The sequence below is a fragment of the Nocardia barduliensis genome, assembly GCF_013315795.1.
In the GTDB taxonomy this organism is placed as follows: Bacteria; Actinomycetota; Actinomycetes; order Mycobacteriales; family Mycobacteriaceae; genus Nocardia; species Nocardia barduliensis.
In genome coordinates, this window is record NZ_JABLTE010000003.1 from 72,676 (window position 1) to 87,913 (window position 15,238).

15 protein-coding genes are annotated in these 15,238 nt (G+C 66.9%); 3 read left to right on the top strand and 12 right to left on the bottom strand.

What is annotated here, in order from left to right:
* Nucleotides 1-5: 5 nt before the first annotated feature.
* Nucleotides 6-1,472, bottom strand: coding sequence for an aldehyde dehydrogenase family protein (locus tag HOV91_RS02520; protein ID WP_174183784.1), 1,467 nt, complete (start codon nucleotides 1,470-1,472; stop codon nucleotides 6-8).
* Between the two features lie 272 nt (nucleotides 1,473-1,744).
* Here HOV91_RS02520 and HOV91_RS02525 point away from each other — a divergent pair, with 272 nt between their 5' ends.
* On the top strand, nucleotides 1,745-2,377 hold the full coding sequence (locus HOV91_RS02525; RefSeq protein ID WP_174183785.1) for a TetR/AcrR family transcriptional regulator: 633 nt from the start codon (nucleotides 1,745-1,747) through the stop codon (nucleotides 2,375-2,377).
* A gap of 111 nt (nucleotides 2,378-2,488) precedes the next feature.
* The gene (locus tag HOV91_RS02530; protein WP_174183786.1) at nucleotides 2,489-3,016 is read left to right on the top strand and encodes a hypothetical protein; all 528 of its coding nucleotides are present in this window, start codon (nucleotides 2,489-2,491) and stop codon (nucleotides 3,014-3,016) included.
* Between the two features lie 227 nt (nucleotides 3,017-3,243).
* On the opposite strand, the gene HOV91_RS02535 is transcribed toward HOV91_RS02530, so the two are convergent.
* Genes HOV91_RS02535 through HOV91_RS02545 form a run of 3 tightly spaced genes read right to left on the bottom strand, consistent with a single transcriptional unit; the run spans nucleotide 3,244 to nucleotide 6,422 of the window.
* The gene (locus HOV91_RS02535; protein WP_174183787.1) at nucleotides 3,244-4,002 is read right to left on the bottom strand and encodes an SDR family NAD(P)-dependent oxidoreductase; all 759 of its coding nucleotides are present in this window, start codon (nucleotides 4,000-4,002) and stop codon (nucleotides 3,244-3,246) included.
* A 36-nt stretch (nucleotides 4,003-4,038) separates the two neighbouring features.
* Entirely contained in the window at nucleotides 4,039-4,812 is a 774-nt protein-coding gene (locus HOV91_RS02540; protein WP_174183788.1) for an enoyl-CoA hydratase/isomerase family protein, read from the bottom strand.
* Nucleotides 4,809-6,422, bottom strand: a complete 1,614-nt coding sequence (locus HOV91_RS02545; RefSeq protein WP_174183789.1) for an AMP-binding protein — start codon at nucleotides 6,420-6,422, stop codon at nucleotides 4,809-4,811. Before HOV91_RS02545 ends, HOV91_RS02540 begins: the two co-directional genes overlap by 4 nt.
* A gap of 127 nt (nucleotides 6,423-6,549) precedes the next feature.
* Between HOV91_RS02545 and HOV91_RS02550 the strand changes: the two genes are divergently transcribed.
* Nucleotides 6,550-7,176: a TetR/AcrR family transcriptional regulator gene (locus HOV91_RS02550; RefSeq protein WP_174183790.1), complete on the top strand. Its 627-nt coding sequence runs from the start codon at nucleotides 6,550-6,552 to the stop codon at nucleotides 7,174-7,176.
* 100 nt (nucleotides 7,177-7,276) lie between these two features.
* Here HOV91_RS02550 and HOV91_RS02555 read toward each other — a convergent pair whose 3' ends face one another.
* The 8 genes from HOV91_RS02555 to HOV91_RS02585 all read right to left on the bottom strand — a co-directional run bounded on the left by HOV91_RS02555 (nucleotide 7,277) and on the right by HOV91_RS02585 (nucleotide 15,179).
* A complete protein-coding gene (locus HOV91_RS02555; RefSeq protein WP_246349752.1) occupies nucleotides 7,277-7,822 on the bottom strand; it encodes an RDD family protein in 546 nt (181 codons plus the stop codon).
* Between the two features lie 27 nt (nucleotides 7,823-7,849).
* Complete coding sequence (locus tag HOV91_RS39400; protein WP_217439313.1) at nucleotides 7,850-7,996, bottom strand: hypothetical protein; 147 nt, start codon at nucleotides 7,994-7,996, stop codon at nucleotides 7,850-7,852.
* A 207-nt stretch (nucleotides 7,997-8,203) separates the two neighbouring features.
* Nucleotides 8,204-9,862, bottom strand: a complete 1,659-nt coding sequence (locus HOV91_RS02560; protein ID WP_246349727.1) for a class I adenylate-forming enzyme family protein — start codon at nucleotides 9,860-9,862, stop codon at nucleotides 8,204-8,206.
* Complete coding sequence (locus tag HOV91_RS02565) at nucleotides 9,859-11,559, bottom strand: FAD-binding protein (protein WP_312884438.1); 1,701 nt, start codon at nucleotides 11,557-11,559, stop codon at nucleotides 9,859-9,861. The genes HOV91_RS02560 and HOV91_RS02565 overlap by 4 nt, the downstream gene beginning before the upstream one ends.
* Complete coding sequence (locus tag HOV91_RS02570) at nucleotides 11,556-11,801, bottom strand: biotin/lipoyl-containing protein (RefSeq protein WP_174183792.1); 246 nt, start codon at nucleotides 11,799-11,801, stop codon at nucleotides 11,556-11,558. The genes HOV91_RS02565 and HOV91_RS02570 overlap by 4 nt, the downstream gene beginning before the upstream one ends.
* A complete protein-coding gene (locus tag HOV91_RS02575; protein WP_174183793.1) occupies nucleotides 11,801-12,784 on the bottom strand; it encodes an alpha-ketoacid dehydrogenase subunit beta in 984 nt (327 codons plus the stop codon). The genes HOV91_RS02570 and HOV91_RS02575 overlap by 1 nt, the downstream gene beginning before the upstream one ends.
* The gene (locus HOV91_RS02580; RefSeq protein WP_246349729.1) at nucleotides 12,781-13,794 is read right to left on the bottom strand and encodes a thiamine pyrophosphate-dependent dehydrogenase E1 component subunit alpha; all 1,014 of its coding nucleotides are present in this window, start codon (nucleotides 13,792-13,794) and stop codon (nucleotides 12,781-12,783) included. The genes HOV91_RS02575 and HOV91_RS02580 overlap by 4 nt, the downstream gene beginning before the upstream one ends.
* A complete protein-coding gene (locus HOV91_RS02585; RefSeq protein WP_312884439.1) occupies nucleotides 13,791-15,179 on the bottom strand; it encodes an aromatic ring-hydroxylating oxygenase subunit alpha in 1,389 nt (462 codons plus the stop codon). Before HOV91_RS02585 ends, HOV91_RS02580 begins: the two co-directional genes overlap by 4 nt.
* Nucleotides 15,180-15,238 lie beyond the last annotated feature (59 nt).

Genomic DNA, 15,238 nt, shown 5'->3' on the forward strand with positions numbered 1-15,238 from the left:
TCGGATCAGTGTTCGGGGCTGGCGATGGACTTGATGCGCAGGTACTCCCGGAAGCCCGCGATTCCGTGTTCGACGCCGTCGCCGCTGATGCCGTATCCGCCGAACGGCGCATCGGGTGAAAGGTAGAAGGAGGCGCCGATATTCACCGTTCCGGCCTTGATGCGGCGGGCTACCGCCCACGCACGTTCCTCGTCCGCGGATTGCACGTACCCGGACAACCCGTAGCGGGAATTGTTGGCGACGCGGACGGCCTCGTCGTCGTCGCCGTCGTAACGGATGACCGACAGCACCGGGCCGAACACCTCGGTCTGCGCGATCTCGGCGTTCTCGTCCACATCGGCGAGAACAGTGGGCTGGTACCAGAATCCGCGCCCGCCCCGATCACCACGCGCCCCTCCGCACAGCACCCGGGCGCCTTCGGCACGCGCCCGATCGACCAAGCCCTCGACGCGCTTCAACTGCTCCTCGCGGATGATCGGCCCCACCACGTTCGCGGGGTCCCGCGGATCGCCCCACGGCAGGTTGCCGACGATCGCCTCCAGCCTCGCGAGCACCTCGTCATAGATGTCCGCGTGCACGACCATACGAGTCGCCAGCGCGCACCCTTGCCCACTACTGGACATGCACATGGCCACACCGAGCCCGCACGCTACGTCCAGATCGGCATCCGGCAGGAGAATATTCGCCGATTTTCCACCCAACTCGAGAACGGTGTGCCGGATTCCAGTGGCCGCGCGTTCGGCGATCCGCTGTCCGACTCCGGGGGAACCGGTGAAATGGAAAAGGTCGATGCGCTGGTCAGCCGTCATGGCATCGCCGGCAATGGACTTGTCCTCGGAACTGATCGCGTTGAACGCGCCCGCGGGGATGTCGGTGGAATCATGCACGATCCGAGCGAGCAGTGCGCCCGTCAGCGGGGTGTCCGGAGCGCTCTTGAGCACTACCGCGTTACCTGTGGCAAGGCCGTGATGCACTTTCCAGATCGCGGTCATGAACGGCGCGTTCCACGGCGTGATCGCACCGACGACGCCGTAGGGCTCATAGCGGATGCGGCGCAAGCTCCGCATACCGAGGACTTCGTACGCCGGCAACTGCTCCTCCCACTGAAAGGAGGTGATGAGGTCGTTGAAATAGTCCATCCCGTCGACCATCAGGTCGACATGCGTCGGCAGCACCGATGCGCAGATCCCGGCCTCCGCGGTCACCAGCGCCCTGATGTCGTCGAGTCGTTCTCGGAGCGCACCTTGCAGCTGCACGAGGCAGCGCCTTCGGAACTCGTGATCGGTGGCCCAATCCGACGTGTCGGCGAACCGGCGCGCCGCCGTGATCGCGTCGTCGACATCCTCGACTCCCGCGTCCGCCGCCGTCGCGACGACGGATTCGTCGGCTGGATTGATCACGTCGTATCGGCGTCCCGACCGCGCTTCTCGAAACTCGCCGTCGATGAACAGCCGGCCCTCGATTGCAGCCATGTGATAGATCTCCTCACGGTGTTACGGAACGGATGAGCTCGGGCACGACATGGATCGCCGCGAGACCGGCCGACTCATCCGATGAACCGCCGGGCCGCCGAAGGCCACACCCGAACGGATAGCTGATGGGCAAAGTGGTCGCGATGCCCACCAGATCTCGCGGCCTTCGCCACCTCGACCTGTGATTGGGATCGCATGAATGATTTAACGATATGATCCGAGTCACGTCAAGGGAGGATGCCTCCCTAAAGGTGACATGGGATCATGACGGGGTGGCAACCAGCACCGACCGCAGACGTCGATCGTCGGCCGAAGTCAGGCAACTCATCACCTGCGCGGCTTCCGCCGAGTTCATGGGCAGTGGATTCGAGCGGACCAGCATCCGATTGATCGCACAGCGGGCAGGTGTCGCGGAGTCGATGGTGTACCGCCACTTCACGTCCAAAGCCGAACTGTTCCGAGCAACAGCGGCCGCTCCCCTGGTGGAGTTCATGAACAACTTCGCGACGACCCTGGGCGCCGATACCCGCCAGACTCCCACCGACGTCACGTTTCGCTTCGTGTCCGGGCTGTACGACCTATGTTCGACCAACCGCCAGATACTCGTCTCGCTGGCCGCGGGAGCCGGTGAGAACGAGCTGATTGCCGATCATTCGCCGCTCGCGCCGTGCTTCCACGCGCTGATGGACGGAGTGCACCGCTATATGGCCGCCAGCGGCACCGGGGCGACCAGCGACATCCGAGACGCTGTTCGACTTGCCGTGGCGCTGGTCCTCGGCGCCGCCCTCGGTGGCGACACTCTGTTTCCCGCCGCGGGCAGCGACCGGGACATCAAGGCGGCGCTGACCCGGTTCGTCCTCTTCGGCGCGGGCTACACACCGGCAGACGCGGCGAACAAGCCCTGACTCGAGCGCTGCGCCGGGCCGCCGTAGCGCAATCCGAGCTCGACCGAACCGGACCCACCCCAATTTCCTAAATAGGCAACTGTATTAATTATTTATCTGTACTGTTGGTGCATGCCCGACCCGTCGAACGACCTGGTCGCCCGCCTCGATCCGCACGAACAGCCGACCCCACCGCGCGCCGACACGACTCGCACTCCAGTGGCAGGTCACCGTGGCGCACGCCGCGATTTCCGCACGCTCCAGGAGGAGCGCAGCGCGACCGGCAGCACCCGCCGCGACGCCACCCGGTCGATGCCGAAGTCCGCTATGCGGCGCCTCCGCCGGAACCCGACCGGTTCGGATCGGCGCGGCGCCCCGCGCAGCAGCGAAATGCGCCCGATGGTGCGTACCCAGATACCACCCCCGCGATCGATCCCGGACCGCGTCCTGCACATGCGGATCCGCGACGTACTCGACTTCTTCGAGAAATGCCCGGACTGCGGCTACCCGGCGCACGCCTCGGCGATCGAGCGGGAAATGGTCAGCGGCCGGGTCGAGACGGTGATCCAGGCGACTTGCGGACTGCCGTGCGGCTGGCAAGGCAATCCGAGGGTCTATCCGAGCCACACCACGCGACCGACGCGCTACCCGAACCCCTGATTCGATCCCGCATCGATCGAATGCTTCTGCACCACCCGCTCGTCTGGGTCCTCGACAGTGGCGGCTCACCGCGCACAACCCGGACAGGCGAACCACGCTGACGCTACTGCCCACAGCGTTGCAGCTATGACCGCAGGGTCTCCGACCACCGACGACGAGGTGGTCGAGCGGCGCCCTCGGCGGTGGTTGATATGGCGTTGCCTCCGAGCCGCTCGGGCCGGGCTCGGCTACCTGATCGATGAACCGATACCCAGGCCTCCGTCCACGTCGAGTACGACGCCGCTGACGTATCCGGCGGCCGGTGAACACAGATACGCGGCGGCCTCGGCGATATCTTGCGGCTGTCCGGTCTTGCGTTGCGGCACTTTCGCGATCAGCTTGTCGCGGGCCGCGGCGTTCATCGAAGCCAGCATGGGTGTTTCGATGAGGCCGGGCGCTATGGCGTTGGCGGTGATGCCTTGGCGGGCGGTCTCCAGCGCGAGGGTGCGGGTGAGGCCGACGATGCCGGCCTTGGCGGCGACATAGTTGGCTTGGCCGAAGTTGCCGCGCCAGCTCATCGAGGAGAACGAGACGATCCGGCCGTAGCTGCGTGATCGCATGTGCGGCAATACCGCACGGGCACAGAAGAACGCTCCCGACAGGGAGACATCCACGACCGAGTGCCAGTCGTTGTCGTCGATATCCTCGATGCGGTTGTCACGGATGATTCCGGCGTTGTTCACCAGGACGTCGACGCGGCCGTGCGTGCCTGCGACGGCTTCGACCCAGGCGTTGACGTCTTCGGAGGAGGTGACGTCGACCGGATGGGCCAGGCAGGCGCGACCGAATTCTTTCTCCAGGCGGTCGGCGAGGTCGTGGGCGGCGACATCGTTGACATCGCCGATGGCCACGATCGCGCCTTCGGCCGCGAATCGTTCGGCCATGGCCGCGCCGAGCCCTTGGGCTCCGCCGGTCACGAGGACCACTTGATCGGTGTAGCGGTTCATTGCACTCCCAAAGTGAGATAGCGGGTTCGGTATGCACTAGGCCGATCGGCGTCGCAGGAACGCGGTCAGTGCGGCCGGTACGTCGTTGGTGTTCCAGTGCCGTTCGAAATCATCGAGTTCTCGGTCCAGCCCGTGCTTTTGGTCCATGGTGGTCAACGTGTGCAGCAGGGCTTTGAACGCGGATTGGGCCGGGCCGCTCGCAGCGGCCAACTCCATCGCGGTGGCGTGAGCACAGGCGTGAACTTCCTCGGCGGGGACTACCGCGTGCAGCCAGCCGGTCGGGGCGAGCCGTTGGGCGGGGACCAGCTGTCCGGTCAGGGCCAGCCAGCGCGCCATCGAGTCGCCCACTTTGCGCGGCAACCGCACGCTCGAGCCCGCGGCCGGAAGGAGATTGTTGCGGATATGCCCGTCGCCGATGAGTGCCGTCTCGGCGGCGACGACCACATCGCAGGCCAGTGCCAGCTCCAGGCCACCGGCGACGGCGTGCCCGTGCAGGGCGGCGACCACCGGCAGGCGGCTGGTCTCGAACCGGGTGACCACCGCCGAGACCCGGCGCAGGAACTGAGTCGGCCCGCCCGGGGCGTCGACCGAACTGAGGAAATACTGCAGGTCAGCGCCGGCGCAGAAGCTTTTGCCCGCTCCGGCGAGGACCAGGCACCGGGTGTGCGGATCTCGTTCGGCCTCGGTCAGGGCGGTATCGAGTGCCTCGATCAGCTCCGGGTTCAAGGCATTCCGGCGGTCGGGGCGGTTGAGGGTGAGCGTGCGGATCGAACCGGTGTGGGTGATCAGGACCGGCGCGGAGGAGTTCATGAGGCACCCACGCCCGGGGTGTCCTCACGGCGACGCCGACGCAGCTGTGCACGCTGGATCTTGCCGCTCGGGGTTTTGGGCAGCGCCTCGACGAAGTGGATACGGCGCGGATAGGCATGCGCGGCGTAATTGTCCTTGACCCACCGCTGGAGCTGCTCGACGAGGTCGTCGGTGCCCTCGGTGCCGGGCGCGAGGATCACGAATGCCTCGACGACCTCACCACGTACCTCGTCCGGGCCCGCGACCACTGCGGCTTCGTCGACGGCGGGATGCCGCAGCAGGGTGGATTCGATGTCGAAGGGGCCTATGCGGTATCCGGCCATGATGATGACATCGTCGTCACGCGCGCAGAACCGGACGATCCCATCGGTGTCGATCGAGGCGATATCACCGGTCAGGAAATAGGCGCCATCGCCGCGGAATCGGTCGCTACCGCGCCCGCCGACGTAGCCGCGAAAGGACATCAACGGACTTTCCGCGACCACGACCGCCAGCCGCCCGGTCCGCCCGGCAGCGACCGGGGCGTCGTCGTCGCCCAAGACGGTGATCCTCCAGCCCGGCAGCGATGTTCCCATCGCTCCGGTCAGCACCGGGCGTCGCAGGTGCGGGTGGTGCGGGAAACCGATCGGCATTCCGAGCTCGGTTTGCCCGTAGTGGTCGTGCACCTCGAGTCCGAGCGCCTCGCGGGCCCAGTCGTTGACCTCCGGGGTCAGGGGCTCTCCCGCGCTCGACAACCGGCGCAGGGCAAGGTTCTCGGGTACCGGGATTCCTGCGGCGCGCAGCCCGCGATAGACCGTGGGCGCAGCGGTGTAGTCGGTAACCGCGAGATCCTTCAGCACCGCCCAAGTCGTCGCGGCCGAGAAGCCGCCGCGCAGCAGGATCGTCGGCACGCCGGCCGTCAGCGGTGCCACAATCGCGGTATAGAGCCCGTAGGCCCATCCCGGGTCGGCACCGCACCAGAACACGCTGCCGGACCCCACACCCAGACCGAACTCCAGGTAGTTCTGCCAGCCTGCGACATATCGCACCGGATGCACCACACCCTTGGGTTTACCGGTCGTACCGGAGGTGAACATGTGCACCAACGCACCGTCACCACCGACCCGGACCGAGTCGACATTCCTCGGGTCGGCCGCGCCGAGCCGGGCGGTGAGCCCGTCCGGGGCATCGGTACCGGCGACGATGAGAGTCCAGTCACCGGGTGGCACTTTCGCCTGCTGGTCCTCGTCGGCCACGACGAGTACCGCCCCGGCATCGGTGAGCCGCGAACCGATCGCGTCTTCGGCGAAGGCGGTGAACAACGGCACATACACCGCGCCCAGGCGCCAGATGCCCAGCACGACCGCGACCAGATCGGCGCCCTTGCCCATCACGGTCGCGACGCGATCGCCGCGCCCCACACCGTCCTCGGCCAGCACCGCGGCCACTCGGCGTGACGCTTCGGCCAGCTCACCGTAGCTGTAGTGAGTCGCCACCGATCGCTCATCGATGATCGTCAGGGCTCGGGCCGATTTCGGATGCCGGTCGCACAACAGCCAAGCCACGTCCGCGTCCGCCGCCCCGAACTGCTCGAGCAGTTCACCGACGCGGGTTGCAGAGTCAGGACTCATTACCACTCCAATGCGAGTGCGGGTACTGCAATTGATTCTCTGGTACCCGAAAGAGTACCTCATGGATGGTTATGGCCGAACCCTTCTCCAGCGGTGGCCCGATGACCGGTATGAAACACTCGATCCCATGCCTCGCACGAGCCCGGCGCGTCGAAACACGATCAACTCCCCCCGCAAGCGGCGGGTCGATGTCGCGCGCCGCGACGATTTGCTGCGACAGGTGCAGGAGATTTTTCTCAGCGAAGGCTTCACCACCATCACGATCGGCGAGCTCACCGAAAGACTGCACTGCTCCAAAGCCACCCTCTACAGCGTCGCCGCGACCAAGGAGCAACTGGTGGTACTCGCCACCAAACAGTTCTTCGGCGAATCGGCCGAACGCATCGAAGCCGACGTGGCCACCCGAACCGACCCGCAAGCCAAGATCCTGACCTACCTCAGCGGTGTCGCGGACGCGATGCGGCGCAACTCCTCGACCTTCTACGAAGACATGGTGGCCTTCGGTCCCACCGCTGAGATCTACGCACGCAACACCGCCCGTGCAGCCGAACGCGTCCGTGAACTGATCGACGACGGCATCCGAGAAGGCCGATTCCGCGCCACCGACGGCATGTTCGCCTCCCAGCTCGTGGCGCTGGCCATCGAGGGAGTCCAATCCGGAGTACTGCTCGAACGCACGGGCCTCTCGGCGGCGGATGCGTTCAACGAACTGGCGACGCTGCTGTTGCACGGGTTGCTCCATCACCCTCGATAGCCTCGAGGCGGGCCGCTGAGCATCGGACGTGTGCATCAACGCGTTCCACCACGTCACCGTGCTCAGCGAGAGGACAACACTGCGACAAGGTTCCGAGCGATCACGCGCGATAGCGGCAGATGCACAGCAGGACGAGCGCGGACGCGAATCCGACGACCGAGACCAGGGCCATGCGGCGAGCAGTGCGCCGATCGGCCGCCGCCGCCGCCGTACGATCCGTGATCACCCAAGTGCCCGCGAGTGCGTCGGCGAAGGATTGCCCCGCACGTCCCCGCCACGGCCACAACCAGATGATCAGCACCGGGAGTAGATCAACGAAATGCGCCGTCTCCCGGAGCACAGTGCGCGGGATACCGGGTGACCGATCGTGCGAACCGACGACAGTCCTGGTTCCGGTGAGGATGCGGCCCCAAGTGCGACCGGTGCGCCCCTGCCGAAGGATCCTGTTGCGACCGACCATACCCGCCACCGCGGCGGCCGTCGTCGCCCAAGCAAGCGTCCACCATGTACTCGGCGAATGCTGGACCGCGAGTACGACAAGTACGACAAAGGTCCCGAGTGGGCAGACGAAATCCACCAGGTAGGCGAGCATGCGGGCCGGAATCGGGGCCGCCGAGATCTTCGGTTCGCCCCCCTCCGGCGTCATCGCGACCACGACTCGAAGGATGCGCGGCTACTCGCAGAAGCCGGCCGCATCCGACACTTCCGCGATCTCTGACTCCAGCCCGGACATTCGCACTTCTTTCTTCCTATCGCGTAGCGCCGTGCGCGGCGCCTTGTCGAACAGGGGGCGGGCGCCGATGTCGATCGGCGCCCGCACGCCGCCGCGATCCGCTGTTCGCCGGAGACGCGACAACTCCTGTCGCCCGCAACGCGGGAGCCGGCATGCCCGACTCCGGCGGTTCGGGCCTTCCATACGGCCGACCGCCACCATTCGTCGGCCAACGGTTCCACTGTCGGCACCCGGGTTACGAGGCGCCGGCGCGACACCGCCGGAAGCTCTATCTATATAGCATAAATAATTAACTTATTCGAGGTCTGGTGGCGACGAATCGTCAGCTGTGCCGAGCGATCCTGACCCGACTCCGGCACCGCATCGCGCCGACAGAGTGCCGTCCTCGTACCACTTCCGCAGTAGATGTTTGCGGACCTTCCCGGTACTCGTCCGGGGCAGTGTTGCCACGATGACCCATTCGGAAGGGCGCTTGTAATGGCTGAGCCGATCCGTCGCGAGGGCCGCCACGCCCGCGAGGTCGACATCGACGCCGGGAGCGGGCAGCACCGCGGCGACCACCCGCTCGCCCAGCCGGGGGTCGGGCACGCCGAAAACCGCTGCTTCGGAGATTGTCGGGTGCGCCGATAGCACTCGCTCGACTTCGGCGGGGAAGACATTCAATCCACCCCGGACGATCATCTCGCGGATGCGCCCGTGAAAGGTCAGCACTCCGACGGCATCCATCGAGCACAGGTCACCGGTTCGCCGCCAGCCCGCGTCGTCCGCGGCGGAGTCGAGGCTTCCGTCGGACAGCAGATATCCGGTCATCGTCAGTGGTCCGCGCACGCACAGCTCGCCGACCTCGCCGAGGGGAACGATGTTCCCGTCCTTGTCGCGAACCTGGTAGTCCCGGCCGGGCAGGCACCGGCCCAGCGTGCGAGTGCGGACAGCGGCCGGATCGCCGGGCGCGCTCACCGTCATCGTCGGCGCCTCGCTCTGGCCGTAGGCGACCATGAACGTGATTCCCAGACGGTTCTCCATGTCCGCGATCAGCTCGGGGTCGACCGCGGTTGCCCCGCCGATCACCAGCCGAACGCTGGCGAAATCCGACGCCGAGACGCCCGGCAGCCCCAAGATGTCGATGATCATGGTGGGAACCAGCCCGACCAGAACCGGGCGGATCTCCCGTATCGCGCGCAGCGCCACCTCCGGGGAGAACCGATCTAGGATGACATAGGCGCCACCGTTGACCATGGCCCCGAGCAGTCCGGCGACCGAGCCACCGACATGGAACAGCGGCAGCGGATTCAGCCACGACTCCCCCGTTCGCGCCGTGCAGCCTTGCGCGTACATCCGGGCGCAGCCGAGCACCGCGCGATGCGACAGCACGGCCGCCTTCGGCACCCCGGTGGTTCCGGAGGTGAACTGGAGCAGAAACTCCGCACCGGCATCGACGGACTCCGGCTCCACGAAAGCTTCGACCGAGCGGCCGAATTCGGCGATGTCGTAGACCCCCGGCTGCTGTGGCAACCGCTGGGCCAGAGTGGTCATCCTGGCCAGCGTCGAGTCCGCACCCACCCGGTCGACGACCAGTAGGGAGGAAACCCGCGCGAGGGAGAGCATGTGCGTCGCCTCGGCATCGGTCACCGCGGGGCTGATCGGTACCACCGGCCGCCCCAACAGGGCACACCCGTAGAACGCGACGATCCAGTCCACGGAGTTGTACGCCACCAGCGCCACCCGGCCGTGACCCGGATCGAGTTCCCGCAGTCGCAGCGCCGCGCCGCTGGCGCGCCGGTACAGCTGCGTCCACGTGAGGGAAGCAGCACCGGACAGGGTGAGCCAGTGCAGGGCAGGCGCCTCGGGCATACCGCTCACGATCCGGACGAACTCGGTGCCCACCGAGGTGTCGGGCACCTCGGCCGATCCGGCATCGACTCTGGACGAATCCGCTTGTGGAAGGACGGTCATTCTTGTCTCCCGCCTCGGTCCGCGATGCCGGCTCCAGCACCGACCATGTGGTGCACGGCGCGCCAGCCGAAGACGAACGATGCGCCGATGCTGGCCCCGGCGCCGGGATAGGTCCGTCCCATCACCGACGCGGTGCAGTTTCCGGTGGCGTACAGACCTGGGATCGCCGTGCCGTCCTGCCGCAGCACACGTGCATCCGGATCGGTGACCAGCCCACCGCAGGTGCCGACATCGCCGGGGTACATCGCGACGGCGTAGAACGGCGGGTGGCTCACTGGAGCGACACACGGGTTGGGACGTACTCGCGGATCGCCGTAGTACCGGTCGTACGCACGCTCGCCTTTGCCGTAATCAGGATCTTCGCCGCGAGCAGCGGCCGCGTTGTAGCGGTCCAGCGTCTTCTCCAGCGCCGCCCGGTCGATTCCGCACCGATCGGCCAATTCCGCGATCGAGCGGGCCTTCAGCATGTACCCGCTGGAGAACCACCGCGCCGGTGTGAACCCGCCTGGGGCCATGCCCCACAGATAGCGACGGCGATTGCGGCTGTCCATGATCCACCAACTCGGGATCGCCGGTGCGATCGCGTTGCGCTCGTACATGGCCTGGCCGACCTCCATATAAGAGGCCGCTTCGTTCACGTAGCGTGCGCCGGTGCCGTCGACGAGGATTGCGTGCGGCTTCGACCGCTCGTAGACCGCGTACAGCGGTGAGCCGTCGGGCAGCACCGAGGAGGGGATCCACCACGCCTCCTCCATCAGATCCGTCGCCGCGCCGAGATCCATGGCGGCCTGCAGCACTTCTCCGGTGTCCCCCGGGTTGGCCGTGGTCCATTCGGTCGAGGCGGGGCTGCGACCGTACTGCTCCCGCATCGCCGCGTTGCGCGAAAAGCCTCCGGAGTTGATGAGGACGCCGCGGCGGGCCCGAATCAGTACCCTGCGTCCGTCCCGTATCGCGGCCACCCCGGCGACCGTGCCGTCCGCGTCCTGAATCAGCTCGGTCACCTTGGTCGAAGTCCAGACCGGAATATCGGCGCGAACGGCGGCGAGCAGCATCCAGCCCTGCAGCGCCGCCCCCGACCCGCGGACCGACCGCCTGCGCGCCGCCGCCGCGACGAGTCGCGCCGCCACCTTCGCCCCGGTGGACACCGATCGCCAGGTCCGCATTCCGCGGGTCACGGGCGCCACCTCGCCGGTGTACATCGGGATCGCGGGGAGGGTCGCGCTGATCCGCAGCCTCCGCTGCCAAGGACCGAGCTGCGTCGTGTCGAACAGTTCTGTCTCCAGCGACCGTCCGCGTGACTTCCCGCCCGGCCGGTCGTCGTAGTAATCGGAGTAGCCTTCGCAGTGCCGGAACGGAATGCCCTGCTGCTCCAGGAATTCGACCATCGGCCCGATGGAGTCGAGGAAGGCCGTGACGCGCTCGGGCGACGCCGACGGCGTCTCCCGGCCCACCACGGCGTCGAAGTACCGGAGCGCATCGGCGCGGCTGTCCTGCACGCCTGCCCGCGCCGACACGGGATTGTCCGGCAGCCACAGCACTCCCCCGGACATCGCCGTCGAGCCGCCGATCATGTCCGTCTTCTCGAGAACCAGCACCTGCTGCCCGGCGGCCGCGGCGGCCAGCGCGCCGCACAGTGCGCCACCGCCGCTCCCGACCATCAGGCAATCGGTGACGACATCCCACTGCTCGGCGCTCACGGCTCACCGACGATCTCGGCGACCAGTGTGCCCACCGGATAGGTTTCTTCGATGACACCGATCAGCCGGATGCGTCCCGCCACCGGCGACTCGATCTCCTGCTCCACCTTGTCGGTGGCGGCCACGTAGATCGGCGTACCCACGTCGACCTGCTGGCCCTCCTCCACCAGCCAAGCCGTCAGGGTCGCCTCCTCGACGGCCATCCCCAGTTTCGGAATCTTGATCTTGTGAACGAGTGGCATCACGCGACCTTCCGGATAGCCGCTTCGATGCGGTCGACGCTGTACATGTACCCCTGCTCGAGAACGCGGGTGAACGGGACCGGGCAGTTGCGCGAACCGACCCGGACCACCGGAGTGCGCGCGCTCACGTCCAACTCCTCGGCGATCAAGGCCGATACCTCGGCGCCTACCCCGAACTGGGTGACGGCCTCGTGCACCACGACGGCGCGACCGGTCTTCGCCACCGACGCGAGAACGGTCTCCTTGTCCAGCGGTGCGACCGTCCGCAGGTCGACGACCTCGACGCTGATTCCCTCGGCGGCCAGTCGTTCCGCCAGCGCGACGACCTGGGCCACCGGCCTTCCGTAGCTGATCACCGTGACGTCACTGCCGGGGCGCACGACGTTGGCTTTCCCCAACGGGATGCGCAAGCCCGGCTCGGGCGCGGGGCCCTTGTCCCAGTAGGTCGGCATGGTCTCCAGGAAGATGCAGGGATCGTCGTCGAAGATGCACGACAGCAGCAGCCCCTTCACCTCCGCGGGCGACGACCCGGTGACCACCTTCAACCCCGGCACATGCGCGAGCCAAGCCTCCGGCATGTCGGAGTGCTGGCCCCCGGAACTCATGCCCGCGCCGCTCATGGTGCGGATGGTCAGCGGCACGCCGGTCTGGCCGCCGGACATGAAGCGGATCTTGGCGGCGTGGTTGACGATCTGATCCATCGCCACCGAGAGGAAGTTCGCCAGCATGATCTCGGCGACCGGGCGCATGCCCGCGAGCGCCGCCCCGACCGCGGCCCCGGCGATGGCCTGCTCGCTGATCGGTGTGCTGCGTACCCGATGGGCCCCGTACTTCGTCGACAGGCCCGCGGTCACCTTGGCGACGCCTCCGCCCTCACGGTCGGCGATGTCCTCGCCGAGCAGGAAGACCGAATCGTCGGTCGCCAGGGCTTCGTCCATCGCCAGATTGGACGCCTGGGCGAACGTGATGGTCGGCGCGCTCATACGGTGACCTCCTGCGCATACACGTCGCGACCGAGTTCCTCCAGGGCGGGATAGTCACTGCTCCTGGCGAATTGGATCGCGTCTTCGATTTCCAGCCGCGCGTTCTCCTCGATCACGGCAAGTCGTTGCTCGTCGGCGATGCCGGCGGTGATCAACCGGGAACGCAACGCGGGCACTGGATCACCGGCCATCCGCTCTGCGTAGATCTCCTTGTCGATATAGCTGCTGTCGTCACCGAAGAAGTGGCCCATGAATCGGAAGGTGCGCGCTTCCAGCAGCGTCGGGCCGTTGCCCGCCCGGGCGGACTCCACGGCCTGCCGCGCGGCGGTGAACATCTCGTGCGGGTCGTCGCCGTTCACGGTGACGCCGGGCATGCCGTAGCCGACCGCGCGATCCGCGACGTTGGCGCAACTGGTGCCGTTCGCGTAGGTGGTGTGTTCGGCGTAGCCGTTGTTCTGGCACAGGAACACGACCGGCAGCTTCCAGATCGAGGCCAGATTGAGCGCCTCGTGGAACGCGCCGATATTGCTGGCGCCGTCACCGAAATTCGCGATGACGACGCGCTGCTCGCCGCGCAGCTGGGCGGCCAGCGCCAGCCCGTTGGCGATGGGCAGGCCGCTGCCGACGATGCCCGTGGTGAGCATGACTCCGGATTCCGGGTGGGTGACGTGCATGGGTCCGCCCTTGCCCTTGCACGAGCCGGTGACTTTGCCGAAGTACTCCGCCAGCAGCAATCGCAACGGCACGCCTTTGGCGATCTGGTCGTGCAGGCCGCGATAGGTGGTGACGACGTAGTCCTCGCGGCGCAGCGCCGCCGCCGTCGCCGCGGCGACGATCTCCTGGCCGCGCGGCGAGTAGTAGGACAGGGCGAGTTCGCCGGACATGAGCAGCGCGCGGATGCGTTCGTCGGTCCGGTGGATCAGTGCGGCGGTGCCGTAGATGCCGAGCAAGGTTTCCGGTGGCACGTCGGCGCTCGCCATCGAGTCCGGGTGCGTAGCTGGTGTAGTCATCGAATGCCGTCTCCGGTGGTGTCCGTGCCGAGGTACTGGTGCAGGTGGCGATGGAAGTTCGAGATGGGCTTCTCCTGGTTCGGATTGGTGCGCGAGCCGGCGAATCCACGGGACTTCATCCCCTGCTGCACGTGGTGCAAGTTCTGGAAGTCCTGTGGCAAAATGCCGCCCCAGTCGTCGTGCTCGCGCCAGTCGGCGAAGAATTGGCGTTCCAGCGGCGGCGCCTCGCCTTCCGGGTAGCGCGCCAGCGACCACACATCGAAGACGCAGGCGTCCGGATCGTCGCCGTGCGGGCGGGCCCGATACCACAGCGCCGCGTCCATGTAGGGCAGCACGATCAGGTTCGGGAAGATGTGCCAATCGACGCCGGCGCGGACGATGTTCTCGAAGCTCAGCCCCTCGGGCCAGCCCGCACCGTCCGCCAGGGCTGCCTCGCGCTGGAACATCATGAGCTTCATCAGAACCGTGGCGGGTTCCTCGTCCTCGGGCACCTCGTGAAGCAGGCGTTTGGCCGCCTCGAAGTCCCGGGTGCTGTAGATGGCGCGCAGATCCCGCTCCATCATCTCCAGGAAGCCGACCAGCCCGGTGCGCAGGTCCTTCGGAACCTCGCCGCCCAGCCGGCGGGAAGGGAAGCCGAGCGGGCGGTTGTCCGGTGGATAGGTGAACATCGAGTGCCTGCCGAATGCCTCGCTCACCGTCCAGTCGTCGGAGAATCGGAGGATCTGCGGATGGGTCGCCTGCACGTGATAGCCCTCGTTGAACGCCTCCAGCGCGACTTTCCAGTTGCACGGCAGGACCACCGACTTGTACCAGCGGTAGCGCATCTTCTCGAACTCGTAGCCGTCGAAGATCTCGGGCACCGGCGCCAGGTAGTCGCGCAGCGGCTCGGGGTCCGCCGCCATGGAGACGAACACGAATCCGCCCCAGGTATCGACGGCGACGTTCTTCAGCCGGATGTCGGGATCCTGCAGGGCGCCGTTGTAGTCGTCCCGGTCGACGACCTCACGCGGGCTTCCGTCGAGGTCCCAGCGCCACCCGTGGTAACGGCAGTAGAAGTTCTTGGCGTTGCCACAGCCCTCGGTCAAGCGGCGCCCGCGGTGCTGGCACACGTTGTAGTACGCCGCCACCCGCGTCTCGTCGATCCGGCTGACGATGATCGACTCGTCCGCGATGTCGTAGGTGACGAAGTCACCCGGGTTGGGGATCTCTTCCAGCCTGCAGGCGACCTGCCACACCTCCGGCCACAGTCGCCGCTTCTCCAGCTGCACGAATTCCGGTGCGTAATAAGGCTCTTTGGGCACGAAGTCGTCGCGCACGCCGCGGCGCGCATCCGGCGTTCGTCCCGCAGTGGGTGACTGCGGCGGGATTTCGGTTATGTCGGTCACTATCGGGCTCCATCTGTGTTCCAGGCCACTCCGTTAGATAGTGGTTACTGTATAAGCGC